17 protein-coding genes are annotated in these 18102 nt (G+C 61.0%); 12 read left to right on the top strand and 5 right to left on the bottom strand.

Features of this window, described 5'->3' with window-relative positions; translation table 11 throughout:
- Positions 1-77 precede the first annotated feature (77 nt).
- Together acnB and IEX75_RS18015 are read left to right on the top strand one after the other, a co-directional pair.
- A complete protein-coding gene (acnB, locus tag IEX75_RS18020; RefSeq protein WP_188796287.1) occupies positions 78-2669 on the top strand; it encodes a bifunctional aconitate hydratase 2/2-methylisocitrate dehydratase in 2592 nt (863 codons plus the stop codon).
- A 103-nt stretch (positions 2670-2772) separates the two neighbouring features.
- Complete coding sequence (locus tag IEX75_RS18015) at positions 2773-3672, top strand: LysR family transcriptional regulator (protein WP_188796285.1); 900 nt, start codon at positions 2773-2775, stop codon at positions 3670-3672.
- Positions 3673-3738: 66 nt separating this feature from the next.
- Here the strand turns inward: IEX75_RS18015 and hflD are convergent, their stop codons facing one another.
- Genes hflD through IEX75_RS18000 form a run of 3 tightly spaced genes read right to left on the bottom strand, consistent with a single transcriptional unit; the run spans position 3739 to position 5979 of the window.
- Entirely contained in the window at positions 3739-4353 is a 615-nt protein-coding gene (gene hflD / locus IEX75_RS18010; RefSeq protein ID WP_188796602.1) for a high frequency lysogenization protein HflD, read from the bottom strand.
- Positions 4354-4363: 10 nt separating this feature from the next.
- Positions 4364-5491, bottom strand: coding sequence for a tRNA 2-thiouridine(34) synthase MnmA (gene mnmA / locus IEX75_RS18005; RefSeq protein WP_188796283.1), 1128 nt, complete (start codon positions 5489-5491; stop codon positions 4364-4366).
- Positions 5488-5979 (bottom strand): NUDIX hydrolase, encoded by a 492-nt coding sequence (locus tag IEX75_RS18000; protein ID WP_188796281.1) that lies wholly within the window; start codon positions 5977-5979, stop codon positions 5488-5490. Before IEX75_RS18000 ends, mnmA begins: the two co-directional genes overlap by 4 nt.
- A 135-nt stretch (positions 5980-6114) precedes the next feature.
- Between IEX75_RS18000 and clpS the strand changes: the two genes are divergently transcribed.
- Both clpS and clpA read left to right on the top strand, forming a co-directional pair.
- The gene (clpS, locus tag IEX75_RS17995; protein WP_188796280.1) at positions 6115-6441 is read left to right on the top strand and encodes an ATP-dependent Clp protease adapter ClpS; all 327 of its coding nucleotides are present in this window, start codon (positions 6115-6117) and stop codon (positions 6439-6441) included.
- Positions 6442-6562: 121 nt separating this feature from the next.
- Positions 6563-8833, top strand: a complete 2271-nt coding sequence (gene clpA, locus IEX75_RS17990; RefSeq protein WP_188796279.1) for an ATP-dependent Clp protease ATP-binding subunit ClpA — start codon at positions 6563-6565, stop codon at positions 8831-8833.
- Between the two features lie 71 nt (positions 8834-8904).
- Here clpA and infA read toward each other — a convergent pair whose 3' ends face one another.
- Both infA and IEX75_RS17980 read right to left on the bottom strand, forming a co-directional pair.
- On the bottom strand, positions 8905-9123 hold the full coding sequence (infA, locus tag IEX75_RS17985) for a translation initiation factor IF-1 (RefSeq protein ID WP_126686694.1): 219 nt from the start codon (positions 9121-9123) through the stop codon (positions 8905-8907).
- Positions 9124-9223: 100 nt separating this feature from the next.
- Positions 9224-9502, bottom strand: coding sequence for a polyhydroxyalkanoic acid system family protein (locus IEX75_RS17980; RefSeq protein WP_188796278.1), 279 nt, complete (start codon positions 9500-9502; stop codon positions 9224-9226).
- A 261-nt stretch (positions 9503-9763) separates the two neighbouring features.
- Between IEX75_RS17980 and IEX75_RS17975 the strand changes: the two genes are divergently transcribed.
- The 8 genes from IEX75_RS17975 to pgsA all read left to right on the top strand — a co-directional run bounded on the left by IEX75_RS17975 (position 9764) and on the right by pgsA (position 18088).
- Entirely contained in the window at positions 9764-10537 is a 774-nt protein-coding gene (locus IEX75_RS17975; protein WP_188796277.1) for an FHA domain-containing protein, read from the top strand.
- 57 nt (positions 10538-10594) lie between these two features.
- Entirely contained in the window at positions 10595-11680 is a 1086-nt protein-coding gene (gene serC, locus IEX75_RS17970; protein ID WP_188796276.1) for a 3-phosphoserine/phosphohydroxythreonine transaminase, read from the top strand.
- A 39-nt stretch (positions 11681-11719) separates the two neighbouring features.
- Positions 11720-12808 carry a prephenate dehydratase gene (gene pheA, locus IEX75_RS17965; RefSeq protein WP_188796275.1) on the top strand — a complete coding sequence of 363 codons (1089 nt, stop codon included), beginning with the start codon at positions 11720-11722 and terminating at the stop codon, positions 12806-12808.
- Entirely contained in the window at positions 12805-14112 is a 1308-nt protein-coding gene (aroA, locus tag IEX75_RS17960) for a 3-phosphoshikimate 1-carboxyvinyltransferase (RefSeq protein ID WP_188796273.1), read from the top strand. The genes pheA and aroA overlap by 4 nt, the downstream gene beginning before the upstream one ends.
- A 198-nt stretch (positions 14113-14310) precedes the next feature.
- Positions 14311-15081, top strand: a complete 771-nt coding sequence (gene kdsB, locus IEX75_RS17955; protein ID WP_188796600.1) for a 3-deoxy-manno-octulosonate cytidylyltransferase — start codon at positions 14311-14313, stop codon at positions 15079-15081.
- On the top strand, positions 15063-15545 hold the full coding sequence (locus IEX75_RS17950; protein ID WP_229720941.1) for a low molecular weight protein-tyrosine-phosphatase: 483 nt from the start codon (positions 15063-15065) through the stop codon (positions 15543-15545). Before kdsB ends, IEX75_RS17950 begins: the two co-directional genes overlap by 19 nt.
- A 54-nt stretch (positions 15546-15599) precedes the next feature.
- The gene (gene uvrC / locus IEX75_RS17945) at positions 15600-17426 is read left to right on the top strand and encodes an excinuclease ABC subunit UvrC (protein WP_188796271.1); all 1827 of its coding nucleotides are present in this window, start codon (positions 15600-15602) and stop codon (positions 17424-17426) included.
- Between the two features lie 44 nt (positions 17427-17470).
- The gene (gene pgsA / locus IEX75_RS17940; RefSeq protein ID WP_188796269.1) at positions 17471-18088 is read left to right on the top strand and encodes a CDP-diacylglycerol--glycerol-3-phosphate 3-phosphatidyltransferase; all 618 of its coding nucleotides are present in this window, start codon (positions 17471-17473) and stop codon (positions 18086-18088) included.
- Positions 18089-18102: the final 14 nt, after the last annotated feature.

Below are 18102 nucleotides of genomic sequence, written 5' to 3'. Positions count from 1 at the left end.
AAATAGGCGGCTTCGCAGCTCCCCCTTTTGGGTGAGAGCCGCTCACGGCAACTCGCCATCCCCAAGGATCCGTTCGCATGCTCAACGCCTATCGCCAACATGTTGCCGAGCGCGCCGCGCTGGGCATTCCCGCGCTGCCGCTGTCGGCCCAGCAGACCGCCGACCTGATCGAACTGCTGAAGAACCCACCCGCGGGCGAAGAAGCCTTCCTGGTCGATCTGATTACCAACCGCGTGCCGGCTGGCGTGGACGATGCGGCCAAGGTCAAGGCCTCCTACCTTGCCGCCGTGGCGTTCGGCACCGAGAAGTGCCCGCTGATCAGCCGCGAGAAGGCAACGGAACTCCTTGGCACCATGCTTGGCGGCTACAACATCCATCCGCTGATCGAGCTGTTGGATGATGCGCAAGTCGGTGGCATCGCCGCCGATGCGCTGAAGAAGACGCTGCTGATGTTCGACGCCTTCCACGACGTCAAAGAGAAGGCCGACAAGGGCAACGCCAATGCAAAGTCCGTGCTGCAAAGCTGGGCCGATGCGGAGTGGTTCACCAGCCGCCCAGCCGTGCCGGAGAGCCTCACCATCACCGTGTTCAAGGTGCCGGGTGAAACCAATACCGATGATCTGTCACCCGCGCCCGATGCCACCACGCGTCCGGACATCCCGCTGCATGCGCTGGCCATGCTGAAGAACAAGCGCGATGGCGCGCCGTTCCAGCCGGAAGAAGACGGCAAGCGCGGTCCGATCCAGCTCGTTCAAGACCTCAAGCAGGAGGGGCACCTGGTTGCCTACGTCGGTGACGTGGTCGGCACCGGTTCCAGCCGCAAGTCCGCCACCAACTCCGTGCTGTGGTGGACGGGCGAGGACATCCCCTTCATTCCGAACAAGCGCTTCGGCGGCGTGTGCCTGGGCAGCAAGATCGCGCCAATCTTCTACAACACGATGGAAGATGCCGGTGCGTTGCCGATCGAGCTGGACGTCTCCAACATGGATATGGGCGACGTGATCGAGCTACGTCCGTACGACGGCAAGGCGCTGAAGAACGGGCAGGTGATTGCCGAGTTCCAGGTGAAGTCCGACGTGCTGTTCGACGAAGTGCGCGCCGGTGGCCGTATTCCGCTGATCATCGGCCGTGGCCTGACTGCCAAGGCCCGTGAAGCGCTGGGCCTGTCGCCGTCCAACCTGTTCCGCCTGCCGCAGAACCCGGCCGATACCGGCAAGGGCTACACGCTGGCGCAGAAGATGGTCGGCCGTGCCTGCGGTCTGCCGGAAGGCAAGGGCGTGCGCCCGGGTACCTACTGCGAGCCGAAGATGACCTCGGTGGGTTCGCAGGACACCACCGGCCCGATGACCCGTGACGAGTTGAAGGATCTGGCTTGCCTGGGCTTCTCCGCCGATCTGGTGATGCAGTCTTTCTGCCACACCGCTGCCTATCCAAAGCCCGTGGATGTGAAGACGCACCACGAACTGCCGGCTTTCATCTCCACGCGCGGCGGCATCAGCCTGCGTCCGGGCGACGGCGTGATCCATTCCTGGCTCAATCGCATGCTGCTGCCCGATACGGTCGGTACCGGTGGCGACAGCCACACGCGTTTCCCGATCGGTATCTCGTTCCCGGCCGGTTCTGGCCTGGTCGCGTTCGCCGCCGCAACGGGCGTGATGCCGCTGGATATGCCGGAGTCCGTGCTGGTGCGCTTCAAGGGCGAACTGCAGCCGGGCGTGACCCTGCGTGACCTGGTCAATGCGATTCCGCTTTACGGTATCAAGCAGGGTTTGCTCACGGTTGCCAAGCAGGGCAAGAAGAACATCTTCTCCGGCCGCATTCTGGAAATCGAAGGCCTGCCGAATCTGAAAGTGGAGCAGGCATTCGAGCTGTCGGATGCATCCGCCGAGCGTTCCGCTGCCGGCTGCACGGTGAAGCTCAACAAGGAACCGATCATCGAATACTTGAACAGCAACATCACGCTGTTGAAGTACATGATCGCCCAGGGCTATCAGGATGTCCGCAGCCTGCAACGCCGGATCAAGGCGATGGAGGCGTGGCTGGCCAACCCGCAGTTGCTCGATGGCGACAAGGACGCCGAATACGCCGCGGTGATCGAGATCGACCTCAACGAAATCCATGAGCCCATCGTCGCGTGTCCGAACGATCCGGATGACGTCAAGACGCTGTCCGACGTGGCGGGTGCGAAGATCGACGAGGTGTTCATCGGTTCGTGCATGACCAACATCGGCCACTTCCGCGCAGCCTCGAAGCTGCTGGAAGGCAAGCGCGATATCCCCACGCGCCTGTGGGTAGCACCGCCGACCAAGATGGACCAGAAGCAGCTCACCGAAGAAGGCCATTACGGTGTGCTTGGCACGGCTGGTGCGCGCATGGAAATGCCGGGCTGCTCGCTGTGCATGGGCAACCAGGCGCAGGCGCGCGAAGGTGCCACGGTGTTCTCCACCTCCACGCGTAACTTCCCGAATCGCCTTGGCAAGAACACCAACGTGTACCTGGGTTCGGCCGAGCTTGCCGCGATCTGCTCGCGCCTGGGCCGCATTCCAACCCGCGAGGAGTACTTGGCTGACATCGGCGTGATCAACGCGAATGGTGACAAGATCTATCGCTACATGAACTTCGATCAGATCGCTGATTTCAAGGAAGTGGCGGATACCGTCGAAGCCTGAGCGTGCTCAGGAGCCACTCCCATAGCGAGTGGATGACAAGAAGCCCGGCCAAGTGCCGGGCTTCGTCGTTTATGCTTTGCGCAAATGCACTTGAGGCGAAGGGATGATTTCCAGCCACCTATCTGCCGTGTCATTGCGCGACCTGATCCTGGTACAGGCCGTGCATCGCCATGGCAGCTTCAATAGCGCCGCGCGGGCGATGCATATCAGTCCTTCCGGGCTATCGCATCAAGTGCAGAAAGTGGAGCAGGCACTTGGTGCGCCGTTGTTCGAGCGAGGTGGGCGACGGGTGGTGCCAACAGCCGGTGGGCAGCGCCTATTGGAGCAAATCGATGCAGTGCTGCTCGCCGCCGAGCATTTGCAGCAAGCTGCGCGAGCCGGCGAAACTGCATTTGGTGGTGAGTTGCGCCTGGGCGTATTGGCTACGTTGGGACCGTATTTGCTGCCACATTTGATTGAACCGTTTCCGCAGCACTTTCCGGGTGCGCGATTGAGCCTGTCGGAAGGCAAGCCGCGCGGCTTGCTGCGCCGGTTGCACGAAGGTGAACTCGATGCGGTGCTGGCGCCACCGGCATCATCATTGAGCGGCATCGTGATGTGTCCGCTATTTTTTGAGCCCTGGGAAGTGCTGCTGCGTGCGGACCATCCGCTAGCCGGCAAACGCACGGTTTCGATGGAGCAATTGGATGCCAGCCAGGCAATCCTGATGGCGGAAAGCCACGCCGACGGCGAAGGCTATGTGCAGGATGTGAGCCTGGAAAGCTTGGCCGCACTGGTGACCCTACGCGGCGGGCATGCGCTGGTACCTGCGCTGGCGCATGACCGCTTGGCTTCGATGCCGGATATTGCGCTGGCGAAAATCAAGGGAGAAGCGCCTGGGCGAGAGATTGCGCTGTTTTGGCGCGAAGCGTCACCGTGGCATGGCGATCTGCAAGCTTTTGCGGCGTTATTGCGCAAGCTCGCGAAGCAGCGGCCTGGCTTGCGCTTAATCGACGCGGCGTAGGTTGGGGTGCAAACCCCAACATGGCTATGTGCATATACGCCGCTATGTTGGGGTTTGCACCCCAACCTACAGGGTTGTGCCAGTCAATAAACCACGCGCAAGCATCGTGCATTGCCGCCGATGCAACAGCATCTGCCACTGCCGTCCACCAATCTGCCGCCACAGCACCGCGGAGCGCACCGCCGCCAGCAAGCTTGCACGCACGCGTTCCACCAGCGCAGGCTGCTGCAGCCATTGCGGATTGCCGGTCACCATCACACGCGGCCTGAGCGTGGATAGCGTGCCGGCGTACAACTCGGCGAGGCGGCTGAATACCTGCGGTGAATTCAATCCGAAATGGTCCACCTGCCGCTTGGTGGAGACAATGCCCTGCTGCAGATCATCGAGCAGATCCTTGTGATGCGCGAGGCTGCGCTCGAGGCGCATGATGGTGACCACCATGCGCGTGATCGCCATGTCGCGGCTGTTTTCGTCCAGTTGGCCTATCAACGTGCGAAGCCCCAGGCGTATGCCCGAGACATTGCCATACACACCGACCACCGACGGCGCATCAATGCGAAACACGCTGGCCAGGCTGGCGTCGAGCGCCAGGTCGTCGCAGCGTCCCTCGTTGGCCAGCTGATGTGCCAGGGCGGAGGCCTGGAACAGTCCGGCCAGGGCCAGTACACGTTCCTCGTTGATGGCGAAAGCTTCAAACACGCTGCGGTATTCCCTCTGCAGTTTCATGAACAAGTCCGCCATAAGCGGCATCGGTGGCGGCGATCACCGCTCCGCCCAGGCATTCCTCGTCGGCATAGAACACCACTGACTGGCCAGGCGTGACGGCACGTTGCGGGTCGTCGAACCGCACTTCCAGCCGCTCATTGTGTACTGACACCACGCAGGCCTGATCGTGCTGTCGGTAACGGGTCTTGGCCGTGCAACGGAATTCCTGGGCTGGCGGCGCGCCAGCCACCCAGGTAGGTGTTTCGGCGGTAAGCCGGCGGGACTGAAGCCATTCGTTCTCGCCGCCTTGGGCCACGTAGAGCACATTTCGGGCGACGTCCTTGCCCACCACGTACCAGGGCTCGCCGCCGGCATTTTGACGGCCACCGATGCCAAGACCATTGCGTTGGCCCAGGGTGTAGTACATCACGCCCTGGTGCTCCCCGATCAGGCGGCCGTCCGGGCTGCGCATCTCACCGGGACGGGCAGGGATGTATTGCGTCAGAAACTGACGGAAATCGCGCTCTCCAATAAAGCAGATGCCGGTGGAGTCCTTCTTGGCGTGGGTGGGCAGGCTTGCGGCGCGCGCCATGTCGCGTACCTGTGATTTTTCAATCTCACCCACCGGAAACAAGGTGGCGGCTAATTGGTCTTGTCCGAGGGCGTGCAGAAAGTAGGTTTGGTCCTTGCCGGTATCCACCGCGCGCAGCAGGCGGTAACGGCCGTCCAGGCAGTCCACTCGCGCGTAATGGCCGGTCGCAATTTTTTTCGCACCGAGCGCGCGTGCCTCGTCCAGGAAGGTCTTGAACTTGATTTCGCGGTTGCAAAGCACATCCGGGTTGGGCGTGCGCCCAGCGCGGTATTCGGCCAGGAAATGCTCAAACACCCCATCCCAGTATTCGGCGGCGAAATTGCGGGCGTGGAAGGGGATGCCCAGCCGGCCACAGACGGCCACAGCGTCCTTGCGATCCGCGTCAGCGGTGCAGGGACCGTTGCGGTCGTCTTCCTCCCAGTTCTGCATGAACAGGCCTTCCACCGCGTAGCCAGCCTGTTGTAGTAGTAGTGCGGCGACCGAGGAATCGACGCCGCCGGAAATGCCAAGCATCACTTTCATGGCACGGCACTGCCTGGCATCAGGCTGGTCACGATCGACAATGGCAGCCGTTGCCCGGCCAGCCAGTCATCGATGCTCATCAGCACCATGGGGCTGCGCAGGCACTCACCCAGGGCGGCGATCTCCCCGCGCGTCAGCCATAGCGCGCGGCGGACGCCCGTATCGAGCGGTTGCTGGGGATCATGCGTTAACGGTTTGGCCGCAAAGGTGAAGCGCACGATCACGTCGCCATGCTCCTTGCTGCGCCACTGGTGTACGCCGATCAAATGTGTCAACGCCACGGTCCAGCCGGTTTCTTCACGCGTTTCGCGCACAGCGGCCTGCTGCAGGCTCTCGAAATCATCCAGATGTCCCGCTGGCTGGTTATACGCAATACAGCCGTTGACCTCCTCTTCAACCATGAGATAGCGGTCACGGTCGGTCACAACGCAGGCGACGGTCACATGCGGACGCCATACGTCATAGCTGGAGTTGCCGGGTGTTGTCATCGTCAGGTCAAAAAACTGGGAAAGGGGCACTGGAAATAGCGTTATTGTGCCATTACCTCAAGCGCACTCGCGGGGTAGCAAAATAATCCCAAGGCGTATACTTCAATCGAACAGGCCCGAATCCACTTTTCAAGCATGGCGAACGAATCCGAACACGAACACGGCAGTGGGCATGGGCTCACCGTCGAAGTATCGAAACCCGAGGTGGCGCGCCCGCCTTTGTTTCAGGTATTGCTGCTAAACGATGACTTCACACCGATGGACTTCGTGGTCGAAGTGCTTCGGATGTTCTTTGGCATGGACCAGGAGAAGGCTGTACAGATCATGTTGCACGTACACACTCGCGGTAAGGGCGTGTGCGGGGTGTTCACCCGCGAAGTGGCAGAAACCAAGGTCACGCAGGTGAACGAGTATTCACGTGCCAATCAGCATCCTCTGTTATGCACGATGGAAAAGGTTTGAGGAACTGTTCAAATTTTTGTCAAGGCGGTTCGCGCGCTGAGATATTGATCAGGCCCTTTTGGCCCCCATCTTGCATCCATCGCGGTGAAGCCGCCCAACATTAGCAGTGGAGTAGGTCCGGATGTTCAGCAAGGATCTCGAAGTCACCATCGGCCAGTGCTACAAGCAGGCCCGCGAGCAGCGCCACGAGTTCATGACCGTGGAGCATCTGCTGCTTGCCCTCACGGAAAACCAATCCGCGCTGGGCGCCTTGCGCGCTTGCGGTGCTGACCTTCCGCGACTGACCCATGAGCTGGAAAAGATCATCGCCGAGACCGTGCCGGTGCTGCCGCACGGCGACGAGCGCGATACGCAGCCCACGCTGGGATTCCAGCGCGTACTGCAGCGTGCGGTGTACCACGTGCAGTCTTCTGGCCGTAAGGAAGTGACCGGCGCCAATGTGCTGGTGGCGATCTTCGGTGAAAAGGATTCGCATGCGGTGTACTTCCTGCATCAGCAAGAAATCACGCGCCTGGACGTGGTCAATTACATTTCGCACGGTATTGCCAAGATCGGCGACGAGCCGTCCAGCGGCATTTCCGGTGGCGAACGCGACGCTGAAGAGGCCGGTGAGGGCAAGGGCAATCCGCTCAGCGAATACGCCTCTAACCTCAATGAACTGGCTTTGGAAGGAAAGATCGACCCGCTGATCGGTCGCCAGGACGAGATCGAACGCACCATCCAGGTGCTATGCCGCCGCCGCAAGAACAATCCGCTCTACGTCGGCGAGGCTGGCGTGGGCAAGACCGCCCTGGCCGAAGGCCTGGCCAAGCGCATCGTCGACGGTGAAGTGCCGGAAGTGCTGGAAAACGCGACCATCTGGGCGCTGGATCTGGGCGCTCTGGTAGCGGGCACCAAATATCGCGGCGATTTCGAGAAGCGTCTGAAAGCCGTCATCAGCCAGCTTAAGAAGCAGCCTGGTGCGGTTCTCTTTATCGATGAGATTCACACCATTATTGGCGCCGGTTCCGCTTCGGGCGGCACCATGGATGCCAGCAACCTGATCAAGCCAATGCTGGCCTCAGGTGAGCTGCGCTGCATCGGCTCCACCACGTTCCAGGAATTCCGTGGCATCTTCGAAAAAGACCGCGCGCTCGCGCGTCGCTTCCAGAAGATCGACGTGGTCGAACCCAGCGTGGCGGAAAGCCTGGAAATCCTCAAAGGGCTGAAATCGCGCTTCGAGGAGCATCACAACGTGTCCTACACGGTGGAGGCGCTCAAAGCCGCCGTGGATCTGTCGGTGAAGCACATTCCCGACCGCCTGTTGCCCGATAAGGCCATTGACGTGATCGATGAGGCTGGCGCACGCCAGCGCCTGCTGCCGGTCGAACAACGTACCGGCAAGGTCGATGTGCCCGAGGTGGAATACATCGTCGCCAAGATGGCGCGCATTCCGGCCAAGCAGGTGTCGGCGTCCGACCGTGACGTGCTGAAGAACCTGGAACGCAATCTCAAGATGGTGGTGTTCGGACAGGATCCGGCCATCGAAGCGCTGGCCGCGTCGATCAAGATGGCGCGTTCCGGCCTGGCTGATCCGACCAAGCCGATCGGCTGCTTCCTGCTCGCTGGCCCGACAGGCGTGGGCAAGACGGAAGTCACCAAGCAGCTGGCCATGCAACTCGGCATCGAGATGATCCGCTTCGACATGTCCGAATACATGGAAGCGCACTCGGTATCGCGCCTGGTCGGCGCACCTCCGGGCTATGTTGGTTTCGACCAGGGCGGCCTGCTTACCGAGGCGGTCACCAAGCATCCGCACGCAGTACTGCTGCTCGATGAGATCGAGAAGGCGCATCCGGATGTGTTCAACATCCTGCTGCAGGTGATGGACCGTGGCGTGCTGACCGATACCAACGGTCGCGAAGCGAACTTCAAGAACGTGATCGTGGTGATGACCACCAACGCTGGCGCACAGCAGGCTTCCCGTCGCAGTATCGGCTTCGTAAAGCAGAACCACTCGATGGACTCGATGGAAGTGATCCGCCGCACCTTCACCCCTGAGTTTCGCAATCGCCTTGATGCGATCATCCAGTTTACCCCGCTGGACTTCGACCACATTCTGCGCGTGGTCGACAAGTTCCTGATTGAGCTGGAAGCACAACTCAGCGAGAAGCATGTATCGCTGGACGTGGATGCCGATGCTCGCCGCTGGCTGGCCGAGCACGGCTTCGATCCGCAGATGGGCGCCCGCCCGATGGCACGCGTGATCCAGGAGAAGATCAAGCGCGTACTGGCTGACGAGCTGCTGTTCGGCAAGCTGGCCGAGGGTGGCAAGGTAAGCCTCAGCGTGAAGGACGGCGAGTTGGCAGTAGGCACGGAAGCCGCCGAGCCGGTACCGGCAACGATTTCTTGAGCAAGATCGCTCAGGGCAACAAAAAAGCCGCGCCTCTGCAGCGCGGCTTTTTTATGGAGACACCGTCATGCTTATTTCATGCGGTAGGTAATGCGGCCCTTGGTGAGATCGTAGGGCGTCATTTCCACCTTGACCTTGTCACCGGTGAGAATGCGGATGTAATGCTTGCGCATGCGGCCGGAGATATGGGCAATCACGACGTGGCCGTTTTCAAGCTTTACTCGAAACATGGTGTTGGGCAGGGTCTCGATGACCGTACCATCCATTTCAATGACGTCGTCTTTGGCCATGCGTTCCGGGAGATGTGCGCGAGCCACCATGGCCGCGTAAGCCATCCATTATGCCACGTAACGGGGACGGGTCAAAGAAATCGATCTAGGATCCCGCCGCTCAGCTGAAATGCTCGTCCAACTTGCGCCGAATTTCTTGCTCGATCATGCCTTTGAGCGGCGAGAACAGCATGCCGAGCTCTGCGCTCACGCGAACTTCATCCGCAGCGATAGCGATCTTGCCGCTGATGCCGGAGCGCTGGAAGGTGAGGGTACTGTCGCTCTGCCACTGCGTCGCCACCTGGAATTTCTCCCGCATGCGTGCGGCTACGTGGTCGATGACGGCATGCGCTTCGGTGGATGACAGACGATGCGGGCGGCGGATGTCGATGCTGGGCATGATGGTGCTCAAATGGATCAACTAAGCATGATAAACGCAAATCCTGTCGATATTTTCTGCGCATCTGCTAGAGTCCCGCCGTCACTTTGCCGGTCATCGAGCCTGCTCAATAACGCCGCGTGGCCCGCATTGCGTCTGAGCGGCCACCATGCGGCAGCGCGTGGCTTGACCAGACGGCCAGTCTGACGCTGCGTCGCGCACTACTACCTGGCTGCCGCTCAGACGCAATGCAAACTACGCGGAGTTATTAAGCAGGCTCTTATGCGCATCGAGTTTCCCAACTCAACCAGGGCTGATTTCAGCTGGAATCAGGCGCTGTTGCGCATCGGCAGCGATTCCGACAATGACTTGGTACTGGCTGCCGGCCAAGCCGCTGCCCATCACCTGCGCATCAGTCTGGACAAGCGTGGCTGGGTGCTCGACGTGCTACCCGACGCCACCCGCATTTACGTCAATGCGCGGCCCGTACGTGAGCGCGCGATTCTCCGCGCGGGCGATACGTTGAGTGTGGGTGATTGCCGCATGCTGCTTTGTGCGGATGAAGCCCCCATCGGGCGCACTTCACCCGAGATGCCGGAGCAGGAACGCTGCACGGTTGCCTTGCGTGCCGTCGCCGGGCCGCTTTCCGGCCAGGTACTCCCTTTGGCTGATCGCCTGGAATTGAGCCCCCAGGGACGTATTCCACTGGATCTGCCGCAAGGCGAATCCGCCACGGTGACAATTTTCTGGCGTGAAGGCCAACTACGCACGGAAAGCAACCAGCCCATCGATGGGCGTTACCCCATGCGGGTAAACGGCACTCCCGTGCAGCAAACCGAGCTGCTGCCGGGCGACCAGATCGGCATCGGCATGCATCGCTTTCTGATCGATGCACCGGGCCTGGAGCTCGAGCCGGAAATCGTGCTCTCTCCTGAGCCTGCCGAACCCTTGCCGGAAGACACGGCTGGCCCACGCGGGGAGGTCTGGTGGCTGATTGCCACCGCCGCAGTACTGGCCTTAGGAATAGCCCTCCTATTGTTGTTGCACGCGCATTGACGTTTGGTTGCTGCGTCGCGGCATAATGCGGCGATCCCTTAAGACAGGAACCAGTGCGTGAGCAGGGTTTGGAATTTCAGCGCAGGTCCGGCGGCGTTGCCTTTGCCGGTGCTCGAACGCGCGCAGCGCGAGCTGCTGGATTGGAACGCCAGCGGCGCCTCGGTGATGGAGCAATCCCATCGCGGCAAACGCTTCATCGCCATGGCCCATAAGGTGGACGCGGATCTTCGCGAGTTGATGGGTATCCCTGACAACTACGCCGTGCTGTTCGAGCAGGGTGGGGCGACGCAGCACTTTGCGCAGATACCGATGAATCTTGCCCGCGAAGGCGATAGCGCTGACTACATCATCACCGGGCACTGGAGCGAGAAAGCTGCCAATGAAGGCGCGCCATACGTGCACGTCAATGTGGCGGCCACGAGCAAGGCTGAGAGCTTCCTGCGCATGCCGGCGCGTGAAACGTGGCAGCTCGATCCCAAGGCCGCATACGTGCACATCGCTACCAACGAGACCATCCACGGCGTGCAATTCAAACAGGTGCCTGAAGTAGGCGATGTGCCGCTGGTGGCGGACATGTCCTCCGACATTCTTTCGGGTCCTGTCGACGTCAGCCGCTATGGACTGATTTATGCCGGTGCGCAAAAGAACATCGGCCCTTCCGGCCTTGTGCTGATCATCATTCGCCGCGATCTGCTTGAACGGCCCATTCGCCCGATGGCGAAGATCTTCCGTTACCTGGAACACGCGGCCAACGACTCGATGCTCAACACGCCCAACACTTGGGGCTGGTACCTGGCCGGCCTGACCTTCGAATGGTTGAAGGACAACGGCGGCCTTGTTGCGATGGCGGAACGCAATCGCCAGAAGTCCGAATTGCTGTATGCGACCATCGACGGCTCCGGTGGTTACTACCGTAATCCCATCGATCCGCCGGTGCGCTCGCGCATGAATGTACCGTTTACCTTGCACGACAGCGCGCTCGACGCCGCTTTCCTGCAGGAGTCGGAAGCAGCTGGACTGATGGCGCTGAAAGGCCATAAGGCGCTGGGCGGCATGCGTGCATCGCTCTATAACGCCGTGCCGCTGGAAGCTGTACACGCGCTGGTGGATTTCATGCACGACTTCGCGCACCGGCACGGCTGATACACTGCTAGCCATATTTACGTCTGGACATCCATCGCAATGAATGAACCCAAGCTATCGCTGGTACAGGTGCGCGATCGCATCGACAGCATTGACCGGCAGATCCAGGAACTGATCTCCGAACGCGCCAACTGGGCACGCGAAGTGGCCAAGGTGAAAGGCGAGGGGCTTTCGGCGATTGACTATTACCGCCCCGAACGCGAGGCGCACGTGTTGCGCATGGTGGTGGACCGCAACCATGGGCCGCTGTCCGACGCGGAAATGGTGCGGCTGTTTCGCGAAATCATGTCCTCCTGCCTGGCGCAGGAAGATCCACTCAAAGTAGGTTACCTCGGGCCGGAAGGCACCTTCAGCGAACAGGCCGTGCGCAAGCATTTCGGTCATGCCGCCTATGGATTGCCGCTGGGCAGCATCGAGGAAGTATTCCAGGAAGTCGCTGCCGGCCACGCGGATTTTGGCGTGGTGCCGGTGGAGAATTCCGGGCAAGGCATGATCCAGGTGACGCTGGACATGTTCCTGACTTCCGAGGCGCGAATCTGTGGTGAAGTGGAGCTGCGCGTGCATCAATGCCTGCTTTCGCAGCGCGACTCACTGGTAGGCATCAAGCGCGTCTACGGTCACGCGCAATCGCTACAGCAGTGCAAAACCTGGCTGCGCGTAAACCTGCCGAATGCGGAATGCATTCCTGTGCACAGTAATGCAGAAGGCGCGCGCCTGGCACGTCATGCCGATGATGCAGCGGCCATTGCCGGTGCCACCGCGGCGAAAGTTTATGGTTTGAAGACCGTGGCCCAGGCGATCGAGGATCGTGCCGACAACACCACGCGCTTCCTGGTGATCGGCCGCTCGCTGTTTCCGTCATCGGGCAATGACCGTACTTCACTCTTGATTACCGTCAACGACAAACCGGGCGCGCTCTACGAAATCCTGAGTCCGTTCGCCAAACATGGGGTCAGCTTGAACCGCATCGAATCGCGCCCGGCGCATACGGGCAAGTGGCAATACGCTTTCTTTATCGACGTTTCCGGCCATATCGATGACGCGTCGTTGCAGGCCGCCTTGAAGGACATGGGTCCGCATGCAGCTCAAGTGCGCGTACTCGGCGCCTACCCGGTGGCCCTGCCATGAGCGGTACGCAGCGTCTGGATTGGGTCAGTCGGCCCGCAACGGCTCTGCATGGCGACGTGATTGTGCCGGGCGACAAGTCGGTATCGCATCGTTCGATGATGCTGTCGGCCATCGCCGAAGGCACCTCGCACATCCGCGGCTTTCTGGAAGGCGAAGACACGCGCGCAACGGCTGCCGTGCTGGCGCAATTGGGTGTGCGGATCGAAGCGCCGTCGTCAGGCGAGCGCATCGTGCATGGCGTGGGTTTGCACGGTTTGCGCGCATCGGACAAGCCACTCGACTGCGGTAATGCAGGTACCGGCATGCGTCTGCTGGCTGGCTTGCTGGCGGGGCAGGCTTTCGATTGCACCTTGGTTGGTGACGAATCGCTCTCCAAACGACCGATGCGTCGTGTTACCGAGCCACTGGCGAAGATGGGAGCACTGATTGATACGCAGGATGGCTTGCCGCCGCTACAGGTACGTGGTGGACGCAAGCTGCATGGCATTCGCTACGAATTGCCCGTCGCCAGTGCCCAGGTAAAATCCGCATTGTTGCTGGCTGGCTTGTACGCCGAAGGCAGCACGGAAGTGATCGAGCCTCATCCCACGCGTGATTACACCGAACGCATGCTGCAGGCGTTCGGCTGGCCGATCGAATTCTCGCCTGGCCATGCCAAGCTCGAAGGCGGTCATCGCTTGCTGGCCACGAATGTCGTCGTGCCGGCGGACTTTTCTTCAGCGGCGTTTTTCCTGGTGGCGGCCAGCATTCTGCTAGGCTCGGTGCTGCGATTGCCTGCAGTAGGTTTGAATCCACGCCGTACCGGCCTGCTCGAAGCCTTGCGCTTGATGGGCGCGGATATTCGCATCGAAAACCAGGGCGAGAGCGGTGGCGAAGCCGTAGGTGATCTGGTCGTGCGTCATGCGCCCTTGCACGGCATTGAATTACCCGAAACATTGGTGCCGGACATGATCGACGAATTCCCTGCTTTGTTCGTCGCAGCGGCGGTCGCGAAAGGGCGTACCGTGGTGCGCGGCGCGGCAGAGTTGCGTGTAAAAGAGTCGGACCGCATCGCCACGATGGCGGCCGGCTTGCGTGCATTGGGTGTGCGTATCGAGGAAACACCCGATGGCGCGATCATCGATGGTGGTGTCATCGATGGTGGCACGGTGGATAGCCATGGCGATCATCGTATTGCGATGAGCTTCGCGGTGGCCGGGTTAGTAGCGAGCGATGCCGTGACCATTCGCGATTGCGCGAATGTGGCGACGTCTTTCCCTGGGTTTTTGGGGCTGGCTGGTAGCTGTGGATTTGCGCTGAGCTGACGTTTTTCTCCCGTAAGGGACAAATCTCGCCGGAACCCATAGGTTGGGGTGCAAACCCCAACATCGCCGTGCTCATCATTGCACCATGTTGGGGTTTGCACCCCAACCTACGACCGGCATGTTTTATCCTCAGTGCACTGATCAAACCCTCACCTCAACCCCTCTCCTCAAAGGAGCAGGGCTTTGCAGCGAACCATCATGCCGCAGATCCCCAATTTCGTCGTCGCCATCCCCGCCCGCTATGGCTCCACCCGTCTGCCAGGCAAGCCTCTGCGCACGATCGCCGGCGTGCCGATGGTCGTACGGGTGGCGCAGCGTGCGCAGCAGGCCGGTGCTGCTCAAGTAGTGGTAGCAACGGATGACGAGCGCATCGCCGATGCCTTGGCGATGCAGGGTGTAGATGTCTGTATGACTCGTGCCGAGCACGCCTCAGGCAGCGATCGCCTGGCCGAATGCGCGGCGTACTACGGGTGGTCACCCGACACCATTGTGGTGAACTTGCAGGGCGATGAACCATTTGCGCCCGCTGCAGGTATTCGCGAAGTGGCACGCGCGCTCGCCGAAGACACGGCACCCGTGGCGACGCTTGCCACGCCGATTACCGATGCGCACGAGTTGTTTGATCCCAACGTGGTAAAGCTGGTGCGCTCCTCCAACGGCCGCGCGCTTTATTTCAGCCGTGCACCGTTGCCGTGGGCACGTGATGCCTTCGCGTCTGATCCAAACACACTTCCGCAAGGCTTCCCATTCCTTCGACACATCGGCATCTATGCCTATCGCGCCGGCTTCTTGCAGCAATACACCGGCTTGCTGCGTACGCCTCTGGAACAGGCTGAATCACTGGAACAACTGCGTGTGCTGGAACACGGCTATCCCATCGCCGTTCGCTTGACGCCAGAGCCGTTTCCACCGGGCATCGATACGGAAGCCGATCTGCAGCGAGCCGAAGCGTGGGCAAGCAGCCCGTGACAGTTGGCAGCATTCTGTTTATTTGCCTCGGCAATATCTGCCGCTCGCCCCTGGTCGAAATGGTGGCCCGCCAATGTTTTGCCGACGCGGGTCTCGGTATAGAGGTGGCATCCTGCGGCACCGGCGGCTGGCATGCAGGGGAACAAGCCGATCCGCGCATGTGCGCTGCTGCGGCAAAAGCGGGGTATGACCTCGAACCTCATCGCGCACGCCAGCTTCGGGTTGACGATGCCGAACGCTACGACCTGTTGCTGGCGATGGACAGCAACAATCTGCGCGACATGCGGCGTGTATTCGACGGCAAGTGGCACGACCGGCTGGCCTTGTTCCTGGATTGGGCCGGCACCGCACCACCGCGGGATTTTCCCGATCCCTACTACGAGCAACTTACCGCTTTCGCACAATCGGTGGCATTGGCCGAGCGGGGTGTTCAAGGCCTGATTCAGCGCCTGCGAGCGGGCTGAACTTGCTGCACCCGCAGGCATTGAAAACGCAGCAATCGGGCTAAGATCCTTCCCATGCAGCCCGCTCCCTCCCAGGCCTTCGACGGCAAGGCCTTTGTCAGCACGCTCACCACGTCTCCAGGCGTCTATCGTTACTTCGACGAGGGCGGCGAATTGCTGTACGTGGGCAAGGCCAGCAGCCTCAAGAAGCGCGTCGGCAGCTACTTCCTGAAGCCGCGCATGGAGCCACGCATTGCGGCGATGGTGTCGCAGATCGCCCGTTGCGAAATCACCGTTACCCGCACGGAAGCCGAAGCGCTGCTGCTGGAATCCCAGCTGATCAAGGCGCTGAAGCCGCGCTACAACATCCTGCTGCGTGACGACAAAAGTTATCCGTACATCTACCTTTCCGGTGGTGAGGATTACCCGCGACTGGCGTTCCATCGCGGCGCGCGTAATCAGCCGGGACGCTACTTCGGGCCATTTCCCAGCGCTTTCGCCGTGCGTGAAAGCCTCAACCTGATGCAAAAGCTGTTCAAAGTGCGTCAGTGCGAGGACAGCTACTTCCGCAATCGTTCGCGGCCTTGCCTGCAATATCAAATTGGCCGCTGCACCGGCCCTTGCGTGGGCTTGATCAACACCGAGGACTACCGCAGCGACGTGCGCCATGCGGAGATGTTTCTGGAAGGCCGCGGCAGCGCCGTGATCGATGAGCTGGTTGCTTCGATGGAACAAGCCAGCACTGCGCTGAACTTCGAGCGTGCTGCTGCCCTGCGTGATCAGGTGGCCACGTTGCGCAAGCTGCATGCGCAGAACCACGTGCAAGGCGCGACGGCGGACATGGACGTGATCGCCTGCCGCATCGAAGCCGGTATCGCCTGCGTCAGTGTGCTGTTCTTCCGCAACGGCATCAGCTTGGGTACACGCGATTTCTATCCGCGCTTGCCGTTGGATGCGGAACCCGCCGACGTGCTTGCGCAGTTCGTGGCGCAGTATTACCTGGATCGTCCGGTGCCGCGCGAGATCATTCTCGGCGAGCCGGTCGAAGACGAACAACTGCTCAGCGAGATGCTGTCACAGCAATGCGGCCACATGGTGGAAATCAAGACGCGCGTGCGTGGCGACCGTGCGCAATTCCTGCAGATGGCTGAGCGGAATGCGCAAGCATCGCTTACCTCGCGTATCGCCAGTCGCCAGACGCTGGGCGCACGCTTTGATGATTTGCAGAACGTGCTCGGTCTGGACGAGCCTCCCAAACGCATCGAATGTTTCGACATCAGCCATACGCGCGGCGAAGCCACGGTGGCGTCATGCGTCGTGTTCGGGCCGGAAGGGCCGGAGAAATCGCACTACCGCCGCTTCAATATCGCAGGCATCACGCCCGGCGATGACTACGCCGCCATGCATCAGGCGCTGACTCGCCGGTTCCGTAAAGTGGCGGAAGGCGAGGGCGTCCGGCCCGACGTGCTGCTGATCGACGGCGGCACGGGGCAGGTGGCGCAAGCGCTGGACGTACTGCGCGAGCTTGGCATTACAGGCATCGAAGTGGTTGGCGTGGCCAAAGGGCCGGGCCGGCGCGCAGGCGAGGAAACGCTGGTACTGGCTGGTTCCAACCGCGAGATTCACCCTGGGCCGACATCGCCTGCGCTGCACTTGGTGGCTGCGGTGCGCGATGAATCCCACCGCTTTGCCATCAGCGGACACCGCAAACGCCGAGAAAAGGCACGCGAGCGCAGTGTGCTGGAAGACGTGCAGGGTGTCGGCGCACGTCGTCGCACTGCGCTGCTGAAGGCATTCGGTGGTTTGGCGGGCGTGGAAGCGGCCGGCGTCGAAGAACTGATGCAAGTAAAGGGCATTGACCGCAGCCTGGCCGAGCGTATCTATGACGCACTCCATGCCTGATCACACGCGTTCGTGAGACACTGCACATCTATTGGAAGGAGCCCATGCGCATCAATCTACCGACCTGGCTGACGCTGTTCCGCGTAGCGCTGCTGCCGGTGATGGTGCTGGTGTTCTACCTGCCGTTTCATGGCCACAACTTTACTGCCGCCGTGGTGTTCACCCTGGCCGGCGTCACCGACTGGCTCGATGGCTATCTTGCACGGCGTCTGGACATGACCTCCAAGTTCGGTGCCTTCCTGGACCCTGTCGCGGACAAGCTGATGGTGGCCGTCACGCTGTTCATGCTGGTGGCTTCGCATCGCGGCGACTGGTCGGGCATCGTGATGGCCATCACCTCGGCCATCATCGTTGGGCGTGAAATCAGCATTTCCGCATTGCGCGAATGGATGGCGGAGATCGGCATGCGCGCCACCGTGCGTGTGGCCTTTATCGGCAAACTGAAGACTGTCATGCAGATGATTGCCTTGATCGTGCTGATTTTGCAGCACGAAAAGGAAGCTGAAGCCCTGCGCTTGTATCACATTGGCGAGGGCCTGCTGGTGGTTGCCGGCGTGCTCACCATCTGGTCGGGCCTGCACTATCTGCGCGCCGCGTGGCCGGCTCTGCACGACGATGCATCCGTCATTCCGTCCGTGCCGGAGCAAGACAGAAAAGCTTGACGGTTTCGTTGCAG

This window comes from Dyella nitratireducens (assembly GCF_014642835.1).
Taxonomy (GTDB): domain Bacteria; phylum Pseudomonadota; class Gammaproteobacteria; order Xanthomonadales; family Rhodanobacteraceae; genus Dyella_B; species Dyella_B nitratireducens.
The sequence above is the reverse complement of the archived record's forward strand: the minus strand, read 5'-3'. Positions and strand labels throughout refer to the sequence as shown.